This window comes from Bacillus cereus group sp. BfR-BA-01310 (assembly GCF_022664325.1).
GTDB lineage: Bacteria > Bacillota > Bacilli > Bacillales > Bacillaceae_G > Bacillus_A > Bacillus_A paramycoides.
In genome coordinates, this window is record NZ_JAKUHD010000003.1 from 305031 (window position 1) to 322091 (window position 17061).

Here is a 17061-nt window from a genome sequence, read left to right on the forward strand (position 1 = left end):
AAAAAGTGAATAATCTCATGTGAAAAGAATGAACTTCTGCACTGAGCAGGTTCATTCTTTTTGTTTATAATAACAGCAGAGAAACCGAAATAGGGGTGAAATGATGAATACATTGGAAATTAAAAATTTAACGAAAAAATTTGGTGATTTCATCGCGGTAGATAATATGTCTTTATCTATTAAAGAAGGAGAAATATTTGGATTTTTAGGATCGAATGGTGCTGGTAAGAGTACAACGATAAATATGATTGCTGGGCTGTTAAGAAGTAATGAAGGTGAAATTAGCATACTAGGAAAAAATATAAAGAAAAATAATCGATTTGCGAAAATGAACATCGGTATTGTTCCGCAAGATATAGCAATATACGAAGAGCTAACTGCCTATGAAAATGTGAAATTCTTTGCCGGATTGTACGGACTAAGAGGAGCAGAGTTAAAAGCGAGAGTAGAGGAAGCACTTCAATTTGTAGGACTAAGTGATAAACAGAAAAGCTATCCAAAGAACTTTTCTGGCGGGATGAAACGAAGACTAAATATCGCTTGTGCAATCGCACATAGACCGAAGTTAATTATTATGGATGAGCCAACAGTTGGAATTGATCCGCAGTCAAGAAACTACATCCTTCAGTCTGTTCGAAAATTAAATGAAATGGGAAGCACAATCATTTATACGAGTCACTACATGGAAGAAGTAGAAGAGATTTGTACGAAAATCGCGATTGTAGATCACGGTAAAGTGATTGCAGAAGGAACGAAAGAACAGCTAAAAGCGATTATTACAGATACGAAAGATATTTGGATTGAAGTGAAGTCAGTAGAAAATCTAGAAGTAGAAAAATTAAAAGAGATAAACGGTGTGAAGGCTGTTCAAATTGAAGAGAACGTAATTAAAGTAAATTCTGATGCAGGATTAAATAATTTAAATAAAATTATTCAACACTTTATTAATCATGACATTGAAATTCGTTCGTTAGAGGAGCAGGCTCCGAACTTAGAAACAGTATTCCTTACATTGACTGGAAGAAACTTACGAGATAAATAAAGTGATTGTAAGAAAAGAAAAGGGAGGTCCATCGATTGAACATCTTTAATATTGCAGTTATGCACATTAAAAGAGATTTCAGAGACGTAAGAACTTTAGTTCTTATGTTGGCATTTCCGATTGTGCTTATGCTTGTATTAGGAACAGCGTTAAGTAACGCATTTAATAGCGATAGTCATTCGATTAAAGATATACAAGTGCTTTACAAAGATGAAGCGAGTAGCACGTTTTCTCAATCATTTGAAGCATTTACGAAAGAAGTCGATAAATCGGGTATTCATTTTAAAAAAGCTTCCGAAGGTATAGATGGGAAAGAAGCAGTGAAGCAAAATAATTATGCTGCATATGTAGAATTAAATAAAGATGGTGCGAAATTTTACGGAAGCGACAGAAGTAGTATTGAGGGAAGTATTGTTGAAGGAATGCTTACGACATTTGTTGATAAGTACAATGTAGCAGTTGAAGTTGCAAAAGTAGATCCGAGTAAGGTTAGTGCAGTTATTTCAAACGGAAATCATAATGATTATATTAAAGAAACATCTTTACAAGCTGCTAAAAAACCTGGTTCTATGGATTACTATGCGGTTGTAATGACGACAATGATTGCATTATATGGTGCGATGGGGGCAAGTTATTTAATTCGTGGAGAACGGGTACGTAAAACAGGAGATCGTTTAATTGCAGCACCTATAAGTAAGGCTGAAATTTTCATTGGGAAAGTGCTTGGTAGTCTTGTAGCGAATGCACTTTGTCTATTACTCGTTGTTTTATTTAGTAAATTTGTTTTTCAAGCGAATTGGGGCGACCATCTTGGAATCATATTTATTATTTTACTAACAGAAGTCTTTCTAGCAATTAGCTTCGGTTTAGGGATCGGATATATTACAAAAACAGGTGAGGCATCTAGAGCAATTATTATGGTTGTTGTGCAATTAGCTTCTATTTTTGGCGGTGCTTATTTCGTAGTGGAAGAAAATGTCGTTACGAATTTATCGCCATTAACATGGGCCAACACAGCCATTATGAAAATTATTTATGCAAATGACATAGGGGCGGCGCTACCGGTAATATCTTTAAACCTCGGAATTTCAGCAATCTTTTTATTAATTGCGATTATTGCATTACGTAGACGGGAGGGGCTATAGTATGAAAGATATTTTATGGCTCATACAAAAAACGTTATCTGTACTTCTGAAAAATAAAAAAGGGTTACTAATCATTATTAGCTTGCCGATAATAGGAACGCTCATCTCCTTTTCGATATATGGGAATGTAGGGCAAGGAACGTTAAATATCGGGGTTATAAATAAAGAAAATCAGCCTATCGCAAATGATACAGTGAAATTTTTAGAAGGACTCAATCATGTAAATGTTAGTAAAATTAAGGAATCTGAAGTGGAAGATAAACTCACTTCAAAAAAACTTGATGGTGTTATTACATTACAGTCTGGTTTTTCCGAAAGTGTTCGAGCAGGGAAACCGAGTCATATTGAAATTTCATCGATTAAAGGTGATCAAGTAACGGGGTTTATAAAATCATATTTATATAACTATGTTGATAATATCGCTGCGATTAGTAAAGTGGCAGGGACGGATCAAAGTACGTTTGACAGTATGTACGCTGGTTATCAAAAAAGTTCATTTAAAGTAAAGTCTGAGACACTTGAAGATACTTCGAAAAATAAAGATATGACAAATCAAACGATTGGTTATCTTATCATGTTTATGCTATTTTCAGCGATGAACTTATCAGGGTTTATTTTGAAAGAAAAAGAGAATAGAACGTATTTTAGATTATTGTCAACACCGATAGATGGAAAGAAATTTATATTATCTAATGTCGCGGTGAATATGATTATATTAACAGTGCAAATTGTCATTGCAGTATTATTTATGACGAATGTTTTTCATACGAATATAAATATGCCTTTCACAGTAATGATTGGTGTACTCATGATATTTGCTTTAATCGCAATTGGTTTATCATTAGTCATTGTGTCTTTTTCAAAAAGTTCAACTGCTTCAAATGCAATGCAGAATGTAGTTATTGTACCGACATGTTTATTAGCGGGATGTTATTTCCCATATGATATCATGCCGAAAACGGTACAAAAAATAGCTGATTTTTTACCGCAAAGCTGGCTAATGGACACGATTTCGAAATTGCAGCAAGGAATTCCGTTTTCAGAGTTGTATTTAAATATTTTAATCTTATTCGCCTTTGCGATAGCATTCTTCTTAATTGCGATTTATAAGTTTGGAAGAAATAATGATGCGAGGAATTTTGTTTAATATGAAAAGGTGTGGCGTGATGCCACACTTTTTTTGTTCATAATTTAGAGTATCTTTTGTAATATAGGAATACTTTTGTAGAGAACTTCATTATGTGAAGCATGCAAAATGTATTTATTACCATCTAAAAGAAAAACACTATGTAAAACAGCGTTACCGTCACCGTGTTTTGTAAGTATATCACCGACGACTTTGCCGTCTTCACATTCCAGCTTGGAATGTGAAGGGACGACTTGTAAATATTGAATTGTTTCCTCTCCATCCCCTGCAATGAGTGTAGTTTCAATATTTCTTTTCTGTATAATAAATCTATTTTCATTTAATGTATCGAGGAAAGGGTTTTTCGTTTGCATCTTACTATAAGGAAGAAATGTAATAAAAGAACCGGATCTTATAAATAAATAATTTCCGTAATCTTTACAAGGAATAACATCTTGTAATCCTGGAAAGTAACGGTGTATCGCCGCAACTTTATTCATTTTGTGTAATGTGCTTAAGTAGTGAATGTATTGTTCCATATAAAAATGAACGATATTTATTTTAGAAGAGGCATGGACAGGGAGACTACCTCCAGTCCAATAACTATAATTAGGCGGAGATCCAGCGCTTGGTGTACAAAGTATAATAAGTTGCTCCACATCATTTTCATATTCTTCACTTTGAATGTAAGAACGTGCAAGAAGTCCCCCCATACTATGACAAACTAAATTCAGTTTATCGCACCCTGTAAATTTTTTAACATAAGCAATCGTTTTTAATAAATATTTTTGAGTAGAGAAAGCTATATGCTGCCGCCAGTCATAAAAACAGATAAACAGGTTTTTATTTCGTTCATAGCCCATACTTTCTAACATCATGATGAATGGTTCGTAAACAAATGCAGAAAGTCCAAAGCTCCAATTACCAGTACCGGGAATAATAACATTACTCATTGAACCGAAAAGACCGGGTATAAAAATAATAGGAGTTTTTCTTATTTTCATATTCTGCTGCTCCTTTAACTTTTTAACATCCCCCAAAAGTGGGGAATACATTTTGTATGAAAATGTATTTTAATGAAACACTACGGATTAGAAAGTAATTTGAGCGGAAGGAAATTAAAATGATAAAAAAGATATTGCGAGTTGCTTCTATTATTATTGGTATATTCGTTTTTGTTTTAATTGGGATGCATATTGACGTTACGCTCGGACGGAAAATGGAAGCTGGGAAAAATATGCCGACAGAGTATACGCCTCATTATAGTGACTTTCAATTATATGTAGAAGGGAAATCATTATATGAGCAGCTATTTGAAGATATTAAAAAAGCAAAAAGCTCCATCTACACTTATTTTTACATTTTGTCGGATGATAAAAGTAGTTATACTTTTTTAAATTTATTAAAGCAGAAGGCGAGAGAAGGAGTAACCGTATATTTGTCGGTCGATTTAATTAATGATTTATCTTTTGACAGAAAGTTAAAAAATGAATTGAAAGAGCACGGTGTTCACTTTACATATAGTAGGAAACCTGAATTGCCATTTGGATTTTATTCTCTTCATCATCGGAATCATCGTCGTATTACGACGATTGATGGAGAAATTGGTTATACGGGTGGTTTTAATATAGGGGATGAGTACTTAGGAAAAGATAAGCGATTTGGATATTGGCGTGACTATCATGTACGGATAAGAGGAGAAGGAGCGAAAGATTTAGAAGAGCAATTTGCTTTAGATTGGAAACGAGACACGAAAGAAGATATAAAAAGAAGTACGAATAAGGCTAATAAGGGGAACACATTACATACTATGGCTAGTTACAATGGGCATCACGTCGCTGAAAAGTATATAGAGTTAATAAAACAAGCGAAGCATTCGATTGTAATTGCAACGCCGTATTTTATAGCGAAAAATAAAGAGTTAATGAATGCTTTAATTGGAGCACAAAAACGTGGTGTTACAGTAAAAATCCTTTGGTCATATAAACCAGATATTCCTCTTATTAAAGAGGCGGCATATCCATACATACGTCAAGCTGTTAAGCATAGAATTACTGTATATGGATATAAAAAAGGGATGTTCCATGGGAAGTTAATGCTTATTGATAATGAATTAACCGTTATCGGTACAACAAACTTTACTGCACGTAGCTTCTATATAAATGATGAGATGAACTTGTATATTCACGGTGGTCCTATCATAGCGCAAGCAAATGATGCGTTAACGCAAGATTTTCATGATTCGAAAGAGATGACGAAAGAATTTTTTGAGAGGTTATCTTTTTGGGAGCGTTGTAAGGAGAAATTGGCGGGATTAGTTGATTTTTATTTATGATAATTAAGGAAGAAAGGGCGTCTATAAAGGACACCCTTTTTTGATGAAAATGGTTATTTTTCATGTACAAGCTTAGTAACCTCATCATTAATCAACGTCCCCACATGTTCCCCTAAACATATTTTCTTCATGACTCCAGGCTCATCAAAGTTAAAGACGTGTGCCGGTAAATTGTAGTCCCGAGCAAGTAATAAAGCGGCTTGATCCATGACTTGTATGTTTTGCCTAACAACATCATTATAGTTTAGTTTTCGATACATTTTTGCGGATTTATTATGTTTTGGATCACTTGTAAATACCCCGTCTACGCCTTGTTTTGCGACTAAAATGGCGTCACTATTCATTTCAATGGCTCTTTGTACACTTGGATAATCTGTCGTAACGAACGGTTGCCCGTTACCACCACCGAAAATGACGATATAGCCGTTATCTAAATGATGTACTGCGCGTAGGCGAATATAAGGTTCAGCCACCGCATTAAAAGGGATGGAAGTCATAACGCGCACTTCTCTATCAGTTTTACTTGTTAAAACGCCGCGAAGCATTAAGCTGTTAATTATCGTACCTAACGTCCCGATATTATCAGCTTCTACACGATCAATTCCCCATTCTTCTGCTAGATGACCTCTGAAAATGTTACCGCCGCCAATGACGATAGAGACTTCGATATCTAAATCAACAATGGATAAAATTTCGTTTGCAATATGTTCTAATCGTTTGGAGTTAAAGCTATTTCCAGATTGATCAGCAAGTGCACCACCGCTTAATTTAATTAAGACACGTTTATATGGCTTCATAACAATTCCCCCTATATAAATGACAATAAAAAAGGAACAAAGGCGAATGCCCTTGTTCCTTACTAAGAAAATGAAAAAGAAAAGAAGAAGATAGGATGAATTGCTGTACATAATTTTTCATACCATCCACTCCTCTTCATTTCGATTTGTTGTAAGTATATATCTTTTTGATTATACGAAACAATCTGATTACTTATCAAGTATATTTTATCGTTTTTTAACAAAATGGTGTCAATGAAAAATAAAAGAAAAATATTTGAATTTTTTGTGACAAACTTGTAGGTTTTTGTATGATTTTGTAGGTTCGCTTATATCATGTGTGAGTAAGCTTTTATAAATTCAAATTGAAAGCGTTCGCATGAAGGGGATGAACATAAATGAAAAAATTCGGATTGGCAACACAAATTTTTGTCGCGCTTGTTTTAGGGATTGTAGTAGGGGCAATCTTTTATGGCAATAAAACGGCGATTTCTTATATTACACCAATTGGGGATATATTTATTCATTTAATTAAAATGATTGTAGTACCAATTGTTATTTCAGCATTAATTGTTGCGGTAGCTGGTGTAGGAGATATGAAGAAGCTTGGGAAACTGGGTGGTAAGACAATTCTTTATTTCGAAATCATTACGACGATTGCTATTTTAATGGGATTACTTGCAGCGAATATATTCCAACCAGGTACTGGCGTTGATATGAATAATTTACAGCAAAGTGATATTTCTTCTTATAAACAAACAGCAGATGCTACAGAGAAGAAAGGTTTTGCTGAAACGATTGTTCATATTGTACCAAAAAATATATTTGAATCTATTGCGCAAGGTGACTTATTACCGATTATATTCTTCTCAGTATTATTCGGTTTAGGAGTTGCGGCAATTGGAGAAAAAGGAAAGCCTGTTTTTAACTTTTTTGAAGGCGTACTCGAAGCGATGTTTTGGGTTACAAATCAAGTTATGAAATTTGCACCATTTGGTGTATTCGCATTAATTGCTGTTACGGTTGCGAAATTTGGTGTGGCCACACTACTTCCTTTAGGAAAACTAGTGCTAGCTGTATACGTAACTGTTATACTATTCGTTGTGATTGTATTAGGTATCAATGCGCGAATGGTAGGAGTAAACATTTTTACATTAATGAAAATTTTAAAAGAAGAACTTATTCTTTCATTTACGACAGCAAGTTCAGAAGCTGTTTTACCTAATATAATGAGAAAGATGGAAGAGTTCGGTTGTCCAAAGGCAGTTGCCTCTTTCGTAATTCCGACAGGTTATACATTTAACTTGACTGGATCAGCTATTTATCAAGCGTTAGCGGCATTGTTTGTTGCACAAATGTATGGTGTACACATGTCATTAACGGAGCAAATAACGTTATTATTCGTTCTCATGTTAACATCCAAAGGTATGGCGGGAGTTCCAGGTGCATCGTTCGTTGTTGTATTAGCAACGTTAGGATCAATGGGCTTACCGTTAGAAGGTATCGCATTAATTGCGGGAATTGACCGTATTTTAGATATGATTCGCTCAGCTGTCAATGTATTAGGAAATGCATTAGCTGCCATTGTTATGTCGAAGTGGGAAGGCGAATTCGATAATGAGAAAGCAAAACAATATGTAGAAGCAGTCAAACAAACAGAAGCAGCATAAGAAATCGTTAAGGAGTGAATAATCATGGCAACATTAACTGAAGTTAAAAATGGTGTACGAATTGAAAAAGATTTTCTAGGTGAAAAAGAAGTACCAATGTATGCGTATTATGGTGTACAGACTATGCGTGCAGTAGAAAACTTCCCAATTACAGGATACAAAATTCATGAAGGCTTAATTAAAGCGTTCGCAATTGTAAAAAAAGCAGCAGCACTTGCTAATGCAGATGTAGGAAGATTGGAATTGAAAAAGGGCGGTGCTATTGCAGAAGCATCACAAGAAATTCTTGATGGGAAATGGCATGATCATTTCATCGTTGATCCAATCCAAGGCGGTGCAGGAACTTCAATGAATATGAACGCAAATGAAGTCATTGCCAATCGTGCCCTTGAATTATTAGGAATGGAAAAGGGAGACTATCATTATATTAGTCCAAATAGTCATGTAAATATGGCGCAATCAACAAACGATGCATTCCCAACAGCGATTCATATTGCAACATTAAATGCATTAGAAGGCTTATTACAAACGATGGGTTATATGCATGATGTATTTGAATTAAAAGCAGAACAGTTCGATCATGTTATTAAAATGGGTCGTACACATTTACAAGATGCTGTGCCAATTCGTCTTGGACAAGAATTTAAAGCATACTCTCGCGTACTTGAACGTGATATGAAACGAATTCAGCAATCACGTCAACATTTATATGAAGTAAATATGGGAGCAACTGCAGTTGGTACAGGCTTAAATGCAGATCCAGAGTATATTGAAGCAGTTGTAAAACATTTAGCCACAATTAGTGAATTACCGCTTGTTGGTGCTGAAGATTTAGTAGATGCAACGCAAAATACTGATGCGTACACTGAAGTATCTGCAGCATTAAAAGTATGTATGATGAACATGTCTAAAATTGCGAACGACCTTCGACTAATGGCATCAGGTCCACGTGTTGGATTAGCAGAAATTATGCTGCCAGCTCGTCAACCAGGTTCATCTATTATGCCAGGTAAAGTAAACCCTGTTATGCCAGAAGTAATTAATCAAATTGCGTTCCAAGTAATTGGTAACGACCATACAATTTGCCTTGCTTCAGAAGCAGGACAATTAGAACTAAATGTTATGGAACCAGTACTTGTTTTCAACTTACTTCAATCTATTAGCATTATGAATAACGGTTTCCGTGCCTTTACAGATAATTGCTTAAAAGGAATTGAAGCGAATGAAGATCGCTTAAAAGAGTATGTTGAGAAGAGTGTAGGAATTATTACAGCCGTGAACCCTCATATCGGTTATGAAGCAGCAGCTCGCGTTGCGAAAGAAGCAATCGCAACAGGCCAATCCGTTCGAGAACTATGTGTGAAAAATGGTGTATTATCACAAGAAGATTTAGAATTAATACTAGATCCATTCGAAATGACACATCCAGGGATTGCAGGAGCAACTCTTTTAAAGAAAAATTAAAAGAAGAGGGGGGACAATCCCCTCTTTTTTGTTTACAATATAGAAATGCTATATATGAATAGAGGTAGGGATGTTATGAGTAAGTTTACAGTGGCTTCTAATGGTTCATTAGAAACGACATTAAGAGGAGTAGAAGTATTAGCAACACCACTTTTAAATAAAGGGGTAGCTTTCACGCAAGAAGAAAGAGAAGAGTTAGGGCTAAAGGGACTACTGCCGCCAGCGGTTTTAACGTTAGAAGAACAAGCACGCCGTGCATATGAACAATTTTGTTCTCAGCCGGATGATTTATTAAAGAATGTATACTTAACTGCGTTACATGATCGAAATGAAGTATTATTTTATCGTATACTAACAGATCATTTACGTGAAATGTTACCAATTGTATATACACCTACTGTTGGTGTAGCAATTCAAAGATATAGTCATGAATATCGTAAACCGCGCGGGGTTTATTTATCAGTTAACGATCCTTCAGGTATTGAAGAAGCGTTCGCAAATATCGGTGCAACAGCTGAAAATATTGACTTAGTCGTTGTAACAGATGGAGAAGGCATATTAGGAATTGGTGACTGGGGTGTTGGTGGTATTAACATTGCGATCGGAAAGTTAGCTGTTTATACGGCTGCAGTTGGAATCGATCCTAGTCGCGTATTACCGGTAATTTTAGATGTAGGTACAAACCGCGAAGATCTATTAAACAATCCATTTTATATTGGAAATCGCCACCCTCGTGTAACTGGTGAAGCTTACGATGAATTTATTGATACATTTGTACAAGCTGTAGGTAATAAGTTCCCGAAAGCACTTTTACATTGGGAAGATTTCAGTTCTCGTAATGCACGAAAAATTTTAGATAAATACCGTCATGACGTATGTACGTTTAATGATGATATTCAAGGCACAGGTGCAGTTTCACTTGCTGCAGTATTATCAGCAGTGAAAGCTTCTGGTGTACCTTTAAATGAACATCGTGTCGTTGTGTTTGGTGCTGGTACGGCTGGAATCGGTATCGCAGATCAAGTAAGAGATGCGATGGTTCGCGTAGGATTATCAGAGCAAGAAGCGCATGAACGTTTCTGGTGTATTGACCGTAACGGGTTAATTACAGATAATATGGAAGATCTTCTTGATTTCCAAATTCCGTATGCTCGCAAAGTAGCTGAAGTGAATGAGTGGAAGCAAAGTGATGCTATCGGACTTGCTGAAGTTGTGAAACATGTAAAACCGACAATTTTAATCGGTACATCAACTGTTGCTGGTGCATTCAAAGAGGAGATTATTAAAGAAATGGCTTCTCACGTAGAAAGACCAATTATATTACCAATGTCGAATCCAACGCCACTTGCTGAAGCGAAACCAGTAGATTTAATCGAGTGGACAGAAGGAAGAGCGTTAGTTGCAACAGGAAGTCCGTTTGAACCAGTTACATACAATGGTGTAACGTATGTTATTGGACAATCAAATAACGCACTTATTTTCCCAGGGCTTGGTCTTGGAACAATTGTTGTTCGTGCAAGCGTAATGACAGACGGTATGTTTGCGGCGGCAGCAGAAGCGGTTGCAAGTATGGTAGATACAAGTAAGCCAGGTGCGCCTATCTTGCCAGAAGTTGAAGAGTTACGTAATATTTCTGAAATGGTTGCAATTGAAGTAGCGAAAGTTGCAGTTGCAGAAGGTGTCGCTAGAGAAAGCTTAAGTGATAACGATATTAAGATAGCGGTAAAAGAATCAATGTGGAAGCCTGAGTATCGTCAAATAAAAGCGGTAGAAAAGGTTAGAATATAGAGAAAAAGCCCGTTTATAATAATAAGCGGGCTTTCCTTGTTCATTTTTGAAAAAATACATAGGAAGTGGCCCTTTTGAATTGGAATCAAATATGGAAGAAAGATATGTCTCTTGTAATCATTTTAATGGTAGTTGTTCCGATTGCTGGAGAGCTGAATTTTCATCCTTTCAACGATACGTTTCGTGTTAGCTTCGGGACACCGCTTTTCTTCTTTTTATTACTATTTTTAAGAAGAATACCAGCAGCAGTTGCAGGTATTCTTGTCGGGGTATTTGTAGTATTATTTCGCGTATGCCTGGACTGGATATTACAAGGGTCATTTCATATGACAGAATCATTTTATTTGCGCTATCCCGTGTTCTTTTATTATTTTATTTATGGAAGCCTATTTTCGCTTTGTAGGGTGAACAAATTCCATCAGAGGCCAATTATTATAGGTTGCCTCGGTATTACAATTGAAATTATTGCAAGTATGTCAGAACTTGCGTTTTATCACATGTTAGTGCTTGGCACAACAATAACAGTTTCTGAAGTGAATAAACTAATCATTATTGCTATTTTTCGTAGTTTCTTTGCGCTTGGTTTTTTAAATATGATGAATTTGTATGAAACAAAATTAAAAGAATCACAAGTGCGAAAAGAAAATGAGAAAATGTTGATGCACCTTTCTAATTTATATGTGGAATCTGTTCATTTGAAAAAAACGTTACAAAATGCGGAGTTAATTACACAAGAAGCGTATCAATTATATCGTAATTTACAAGCGAACGATGATTCGAGTAGTAAAACAGCATTGAAAATAGCGGGGGAAGTACACGAAATAAAAAAGGATAATCAAAGGATTTTTGCAGGGCTATCTAAATTGTTATTAGATAAAAATGTGGCTGAGTATGTAGAAGGTCATGAGCTTGCGGAAATGATTGTGAGAATAAATGAGAAGTACGCTGAAATGTTAGAAAAAGATATACGTTTTTCCAAACATATAGAAGGCGAGCATGCAGAATATCATGTGTATACGGTCTTATCAATTTTTAATAACTTAGTTGCAAATGCAGTTGAAGCAATTGAGGGTAGTGGTGTTATTATTATTAAGTTATATAAACCTGATAAACGTATATTTTTTGAAGTAATTGACGATGGACCTGGTATTGCGCAAAAATATAAGAAACTAGTATTTAAGCCGGGGTTTACTTCAAAGTATGATCAAACGGGAACACCGTCAACAGGAATTGGTCTTTCCTACATAAACGAAATGGTAACAGAACTCGGAGGAGAAGTAAGATTAGAAGATCGAGAAATTGGCGAAGGGTGTAAGTTTGTAGTTTGTTTACCGGAGTGCAGTTTAAAGCGGGAAGGGGAATAAAGTTGTTTTATTATATCGTAGATGATGATGAAGTTTTCCGCTCTATGCTTTCACAAATTATTGAAGATGGTGATCTTGGGGAAGTGATTGGAGAATCGGAAGACGGAGCTTTTATTGAAGCAGATCAACTAAATTTTAAAAAAGTAGATATTTTATTTATTGATTTATTAATGCCAATGCGAGATGGGATTGAAACAGTTCGCCATATTGCATCTTCTTTTTCAGGGAAAATCATTATGATTTCTCAAGTTGAATCGAAGCAGCTTATAGGTGAGGCGTATACACTTGGTGTTGAATATTATATTACAAAACCACTAAATAAAATTGAAGTTGTATCTGTTGTACAGAAAGTGATGGAACGTATTCGTTTAGAGCGTTCTATATATGATATTCAAAAATCATTGAATAACGTTTTCAAATGGGAACAGCCGCAAGTTCGAAATGAGCCAATGCAAGAAGGGAAAAGAATAGCAGATTCAGGACGCTATTTATTATCAGAACTCGGTATTGCGGGAGAGAATGGAAGTAAAGATTTACTTAGTATGCTGGAATATTTATATGGACAGGAAAAGGCACAAACATTTGAATTTGGATTTCCTGCGCTAAAAGATATCTTTCACCATATAACGATAAGAAAGTTAGAGAATATAGCTTCAGATGCAGATATAGATAAAGAGAGAAAAGCATCTGAACAAAGGGTACGAAGAGCGATTTATCAATCGTTAAACCATTTAGCTTCTCTTGGACTAACAGACTTTTCGAATCCGAAATTTGAAAGCTATGCGCCGAAATTTTTTGATTTCACTGTAATTAGAAAACGGATGACAGAAATGACGAAAGATGAAGTAGCAACTTCTGGGCATATACGTATTAATACGAAAAAATTTATTCAAGTGTTGTATTTTGAGGCGAAACGGTTGATGGAGATAGAATGAAAAAAGGTGCTTATAAATAAGCATCTTTTTTTGTTAAATCCGTATTTTATATTTTTGCGCATAGCATGTAAAATGTTAGTTAAGAGAAACTGGTTTTAAATTAAGGAAGTGTCAAAACAATGAGTTTTACATTAAACAAATCGATTATTAAAGAAGTATGCGGAGAGACCTCATATAAAAGAGGCGAAGCTTATTATAAATCAAATAAAGTGATAGTAAATTATTATGATGAAAATAAAGAAATTTGCGAAGCGACGGTAAAAGGGAACGAAGATTTTCATGTCACAGTAGAAAAAGCTAAAAAGGGTGATGTTGTTGCGAAATGTAGTTGTCCTTCATTAGCCTCTTTTCAAACGTACTGTCAACATGTTGCGGCTGTATTGTTATATATGAACTATAATCAGAAAACAGGTGGAAAGTTGCCCATTAGTAGCGAAAACATAAGCGGAAATGATCAATTAACGAGCGGTATGTTTCAGTTATTTGCAGAAAAACCATTAAGACCAAAAAGTAAACAACACCGTTTTGATACACGTGAAATACTTCATGTTGAATTTATATGTACACCAGTAGTTACGAAAAGTGGTGGGGCACTTCTAGGGATTCAGTTGAAGCTTGCCAAAACGTATTTCGTAAATCATATTAGAGAATTTCTTTCCAAAGTGGAGAAAAGAGAGTACTATAATTGTTTGAATGAATTTACATATACACCGGATGTACATAGCTTCAGGCAAGAAACCGATGCGATTATTCAGCAGCTCATTAAAATTTATCACAACGAAAAAATGTATGAGGATACGCTGGAAGTACATGCAAAACAAGATGATAGTATGATTTTAATACCGCCAGCGTCTTGGTCAGATATGCTTTCTTTACTTTCTAAAGTTGAGTTTGTGAGACTTAATCAAGATGGACAACCTTTTCATGGTTTACATATTTCAAAAGGACTACTTCCTTTACATTTTGAGTTTAATAAAGGGAGTAACGGTGGATTTACACTGTATATTGATGGTTTGCAACAAGTGGAAGTAATGGATACATACAGTTATGCTCTATTCGAAGGGAAACTGTATCGGTTGAACATGGAGGATTGCAAGCGGCTTATCGAATTACAAAAAATGATGAAGCGTTCTAGTAGTAATCAATTGTATATTCCGGCGGATAAGATGGAGCACTTTGTAGCAAAAGTTGTTCCAGGTTTAATGAAGCTTGGAACTGTGCGAATAGATGAGATAATATCAGATCGTGTTGAAACGCCCGCACTAAAAGCGAAATTATATTTAGATCGAGTGAAAAATCGTTTGTTAGCGGGTTTGGAATTTCATTACGGAAATGTTGTTATAAACCCGTTAGAAGAAGAGGGACAGCCGTCTGTTTTTAATCGTGATGAGAAAAAGGAAAACGAGATTTTAGAAATGATGAATGATAGCGCCTTTGCAAAGACTGAAGGCGGTTATTTTATGCATAACGAAGAAGCTGAGTATAACTTCTTATATCACGTCGTTCCAACGTTAAAAGGTTTACTTGATATTTATGCGACGACAGCAATCAAATTACGAATTCATAAAGGAGACACAGCTCCTCTTATAAGAGTTAGAAGGAAAGAGAGAATTGATTGGCTATCATTCCGTTTTGATATAAAAGGTATTCCAGAGGCAGAAATTAAAGGTGTATTAGTTGCTCTTGAGGAGAAACGAAAATATTATCGTTTAGCAAGTGGTTCTCTATTATCACTGGAGAGTAAAGAATTTAATGACATTAATCAGTTTATAAAAGAATCGAGTATTCGAAAAGAATTTTTAAAGGGTGAAGAAATAGATGTCCCTCTTATTCGTAGTGTAAAATGGATGAATTCACTGCAAGAAGGAAATGTTTTAAGTTTAGATGAATCTGTTCAAGAATTGGTAGAGAACATTCAAAACCCTAAAAAGTTAAAATTTATGGTGCCAAGTGGTTTAAGTACGATAATGAGAGAGTATCAAACATATGGATTCGAGTGGATGAAAACACTTGCTTATTATCGTTTTGGAGGTATTTTAGCAGACGATATGGGACTAGGGAAAACGTTGCAAAGCATTGCTTTTATAGATTCTGTTTTGTCTGAAATTCGAGAAAAGAAACTGCCTATATTAGTTGTTTCTCCGTCTTCCCTCGTTTATAACTGGCTTAGCGAGTTGAAAAAATTCGTTCCACATATTAGAGCTGTTATTGCAGATGGAAACCAAGTAGAGCGCCGAAAACTTTTAAAAGATGTATCGAAATTTGATGTAGTGATTACGTCATATCCTTTACTGAGAAGGGATATAAGGTTATATGCGCAGCCATTTCATACGCTATTTCTTGATGAAGCACAAGCATTTAAAAATCATACAACGCAAACTGCAAAGGCAGTAAAAACGATTCAAGCGGAGTACCGTTTTGGATTAACGGGAACACCTGTAGAGAATTCATTAGAAGAGCTATGGTCCATCTTCCACGTCGTCTTCCCAGAATTATTACCGGGGAGAAAAGAGTTCGGTGATTTAAGACGTGAAGATATAGCGAAGCGCGTAAAACCATTCGTGTTAAGAAGGTTAAAGGAAGATGTATTACAGGAGCTACCAGAAAAAATTGAGCACTTACAATCATCAGAACTATTACCGGATCAGAAGAAGCTTTATGCGGCTTATTTAGCGAAGTTAAGAGAAGAAACGTTAAAACATTTAGATAAAGATACGTTACGTAAAAATAAAATTAGAATTTTAGCTGGTTTAACGAGGTTAAGACAAATTTGTAATCATCCTGCATTGTTTGTTGATGATTACAAAGGAAGTTCAGCTAAGTTTGAACAGCTTCTAGAAATTTTGGAGGAGTGCAGAAGTACAGGGAAGAGAATTCTTATCTTTTCTCAATTTACGAAGATGCTTTCGATAATCGGGCGAGAATTAAACCGTAAAGCTATTCCATACTTTTATTTAGACGGAAGTACACCAGCGCAAGAACGTGTAGAGCTATGCAATCGGTTTAACGAAGGAGAAGGAGATCTATTTCTCATTTCTTTAAAAGCTGGTGGTACGGGTCTTAACTTAACTGGTGCAGATACGGTCATATTATACGATTTATGGTGGAATCCAGCTGTTGAACAACAAGCAGCAGATAGAGCGTATCGAATGGGACAAAAAAATACGGTGCAAGTTATTAAGTTAGTAGCCCACGGAACAATTGAGGAAAAGATGCATGAACTTCAAGAGAGTAAGAAAAATTTAATCGCTGAAGTGATTGAGCCAGGAGAAGAGAAATTATCCTCTATAACTGAGGAAGAAATTCGGGATATACTTATGATTTAAAATGAAAAAAGCTATTCTTTCAAATTTATGAGAGCATAGCTTTTTTGTTGTAATAATTATATTTTGTTTTGTACAAAGTAAAGAAATCAA

Annotated in this window: 12 protein-coding genes; 10 read left to right on the forward strand and 2 right to left on the reverse strand. The window is 35.4% G+C overall.

From position 1 onward, the window contains the following. Window positions 1-103: 103 nt before the first annotated feature. Genes MR109_RS09705 through MR109_RS09715 form a run of 3 tightly spaced genes read left to right on the forward strand, consistent with a single transcriptional unit; the run spans window position 104 to window position 3334 of the window. Window positions 104-1042 carry an ABC transporter ATP-binding protein gene (locus MR109_RS09705; RefSeq protein WP_098473092.1) on the forward strand — a complete coding sequence of 313 codons (939 nt, stop codon included), beginning with the start codon at window positions 104-106 and terminating at the stop codon, window positions 1040-1042. A 35-nt stretch (window positions 1043-1077) separates the two neighbouring features. After that, the gene (locus tag MR109_RS09710) at window positions 1078-2187 is read left to right on the forward strand and encodes an ABC transporter permease (protein WP_242271894.1); all 1110 of its coding nucleotides are present in this window, start codon (window positions 1078-1080) and stop codon (window positions 2185-2187) included. 1 nt (window position 2188) lies between these two features. Continuing rightward, window positions 2189-3334, forward strand: a complete 1146-nt coding sequence (locus MR109_RS09715; protein ID WP_242271895.1) for an ABC transporter permease — start codon at window positions 2189-2191, stop codon at window positions 3332-3334. A gap of 44 nt (window positions 3335-3378) precedes the next feature. Here the strand turns inward: MR109_RS09715 and MR109_RS09720 are convergent, their stop codons facing one another. Further along, a complete protein-coding gene (locus tag MR109_RS09720) occupies window positions 3379-4317 on the reverse strand; it encodes an esterase/lipase family protein (RefSeq protein ID WP_242271896.1) in 939 nt (312 codons plus the stop codon). A gap of 119 nt (window positions 4318-4436) precedes the next feature. Here MR109_RS09720 and MR109_RS09725 point away from each other — a divergent pair, with 119 nt between their 5' ends. Further along, window positions 4437-5648, forward strand: coding sequence for a phospholipase D-like domain-containing protein (locus MR109_RS09725; RefSeq protein ID WP_242271897.1), 1212 nt, complete (start codon window positions 4437-4439; stop codon window positions 5646-5648). A gap of 53 nt (window positions 5649-5701) precedes the next feature. Here the strand turns inward: MR109_RS09725 and pyrH are convergent, their stop codons facing one another. Next, window positions 5702-6445 (reverse strand): UMP kinase, encoded by a 744-nt coding sequence (gene pyrH, locus MR109_RS09730; protein WP_242271898.1) that lies wholly within the window; start codon window positions 6443-6445, stop codon window positions 5702-5704. A 377-nt stretch (window positions 6446-6822) separates the two neighbouring features. On the opposite strand from pyrH, the gene MR109_RS09735 reads away from it, so the two are divergent. The 6 genes from MR109_RS09735 to MR109_RS09760 all read left to right on the forward strand — a co-directional run bounded on the left by MR109_RS09735 (window position 6823) and on the right by MR109_RS09760 (window position 16971). Further along, a complete protein-coding gene (locus MR109_RS09735; protein WP_048373442.1) occupies window positions 6823-8094 on the forward strand; it encodes a cation:dicarboxylate symporter family transporter in 1272 nt (423 codons plus the stop codon). 24 nt (window positions 8095-8118) lie between these two features. Continuing rightward, window positions 8119-9558, forward strand: coding sequence for an aspartate ammonia-lyase (gene aspA / locus MR109_RS09740; protein ID WP_098473097.1), 1440 nt, complete (start codon window positions 8119-8121; stop codon window positions 9556-9558). A 75-nt stretch (window positions 9559-9633) separates the two neighbouring features. Further along, the gene (gene malS / locus MR109_RS09745; protein WP_242271899.1) at window positions 9634-11346 is read left to right on the forward strand and encodes an oxaloacetate-decarboxylating malate dehydrogenase; all 1713 of its coding nucleotides are present in this window, start codon (window positions 9634-9636) and stop codon (window positions 11344-11346) included. Window positions 11347-11411: 65 nt separating this feature from the next. Then, window positions 11412-12710 (forward strand): sensor histidine kinase, encoded by a 1299-nt coding sequence (locus tag MR109_RS09750; RefSeq protein WP_242271901.1) that lies wholly within the window; start codon window positions 11412-11414, stop codon window positions 12708-12710. A gap of 2 nt (window positions 12711-12712) precedes the next feature. Next, window positions 12713-13645 (forward strand): response regulator, encoded by a 933-nt coding sequence (locus tag MR109_RS09755; RefSeq protein ID WP_025148953.1) that lies wholly within the window; start codon window positions 12713-12715, stop codon window positions 13643-13645. A 119-nt stretch (window positions 13646-13764) separates the two neighbouring features. Further along, entirely contained in the window at window positions 13765-16971 is a 3207-nt protein-coding gene (locus MR109_RS09760) for an SNF2 helicase associated domain-containing protein (protein ID WP_242271903.1), read from the forward strand. Window positions 16972-17061: the final 90 nt, after the last annotated feature.

Bases quoted from the DNA above. Each gene is read 5' to 3' on its own strand.
- MR109_RS09720 (WP_242271896.1), bottom strand. From the start codon at position 4,317: ATGAAAATAAGAAAAACTCCTATTATTTTTATACCCGGTCTTTTCGGT.
- MR109_RS09705 (WP_098473092.1), top strand. From the start codon at position 104: ATGAATACATTGGAAATTAAAAATTTAACGAAAAAATTTGGTGATTTC.
- pyrH (WP_242271898.1), bottom strand. From the start codon at position 6,445: ATGAAGCCATATAAACGTGTCTTAATTAAATTAAGCGGTGGTGCACTT.
- MR109_RS09735 (WP_048373442.1), top strand. From the start codon at position 6,823: ATGAAAAAATTCGGATTGGCAACACAAATTTTTGTCGCGCTTGTTTTA.
- MR109_RS09760 (WP_242271903.1), top strand. From the start codon at position 13,765: ATGAGTTTTACATTAAACAAATCGATTATTAAAGAAGTATGCGGAGAG.
- MR109_RS09715 (WP_242271895.1), top strand. From the start codon at position 2,189: ATGAAAGATATTTTATGGCTCATACAAAAAACGTTATCTGTACTTCTG.
- MR109_RS09725 (WP_242271897.1), top strand. From the start codon at position 4,437: ATGATAAAAAAGATATTGCGAGTTGCTTCTATTATTATTGGTATATTC.
- malS (WP_242271899.1), top strand. From the start codon at position 9,634: ATGAGTAAGTTTACAGTGGCTTCTAATGGTTCATTAGAAACGACATTA.
- aspA (WP_098473097.1), top strand. From the start codon at position 8,119: ATGGCAACATTAACTGAAGTTAAAAATGGTGTACGAATTGAAAAAGAT.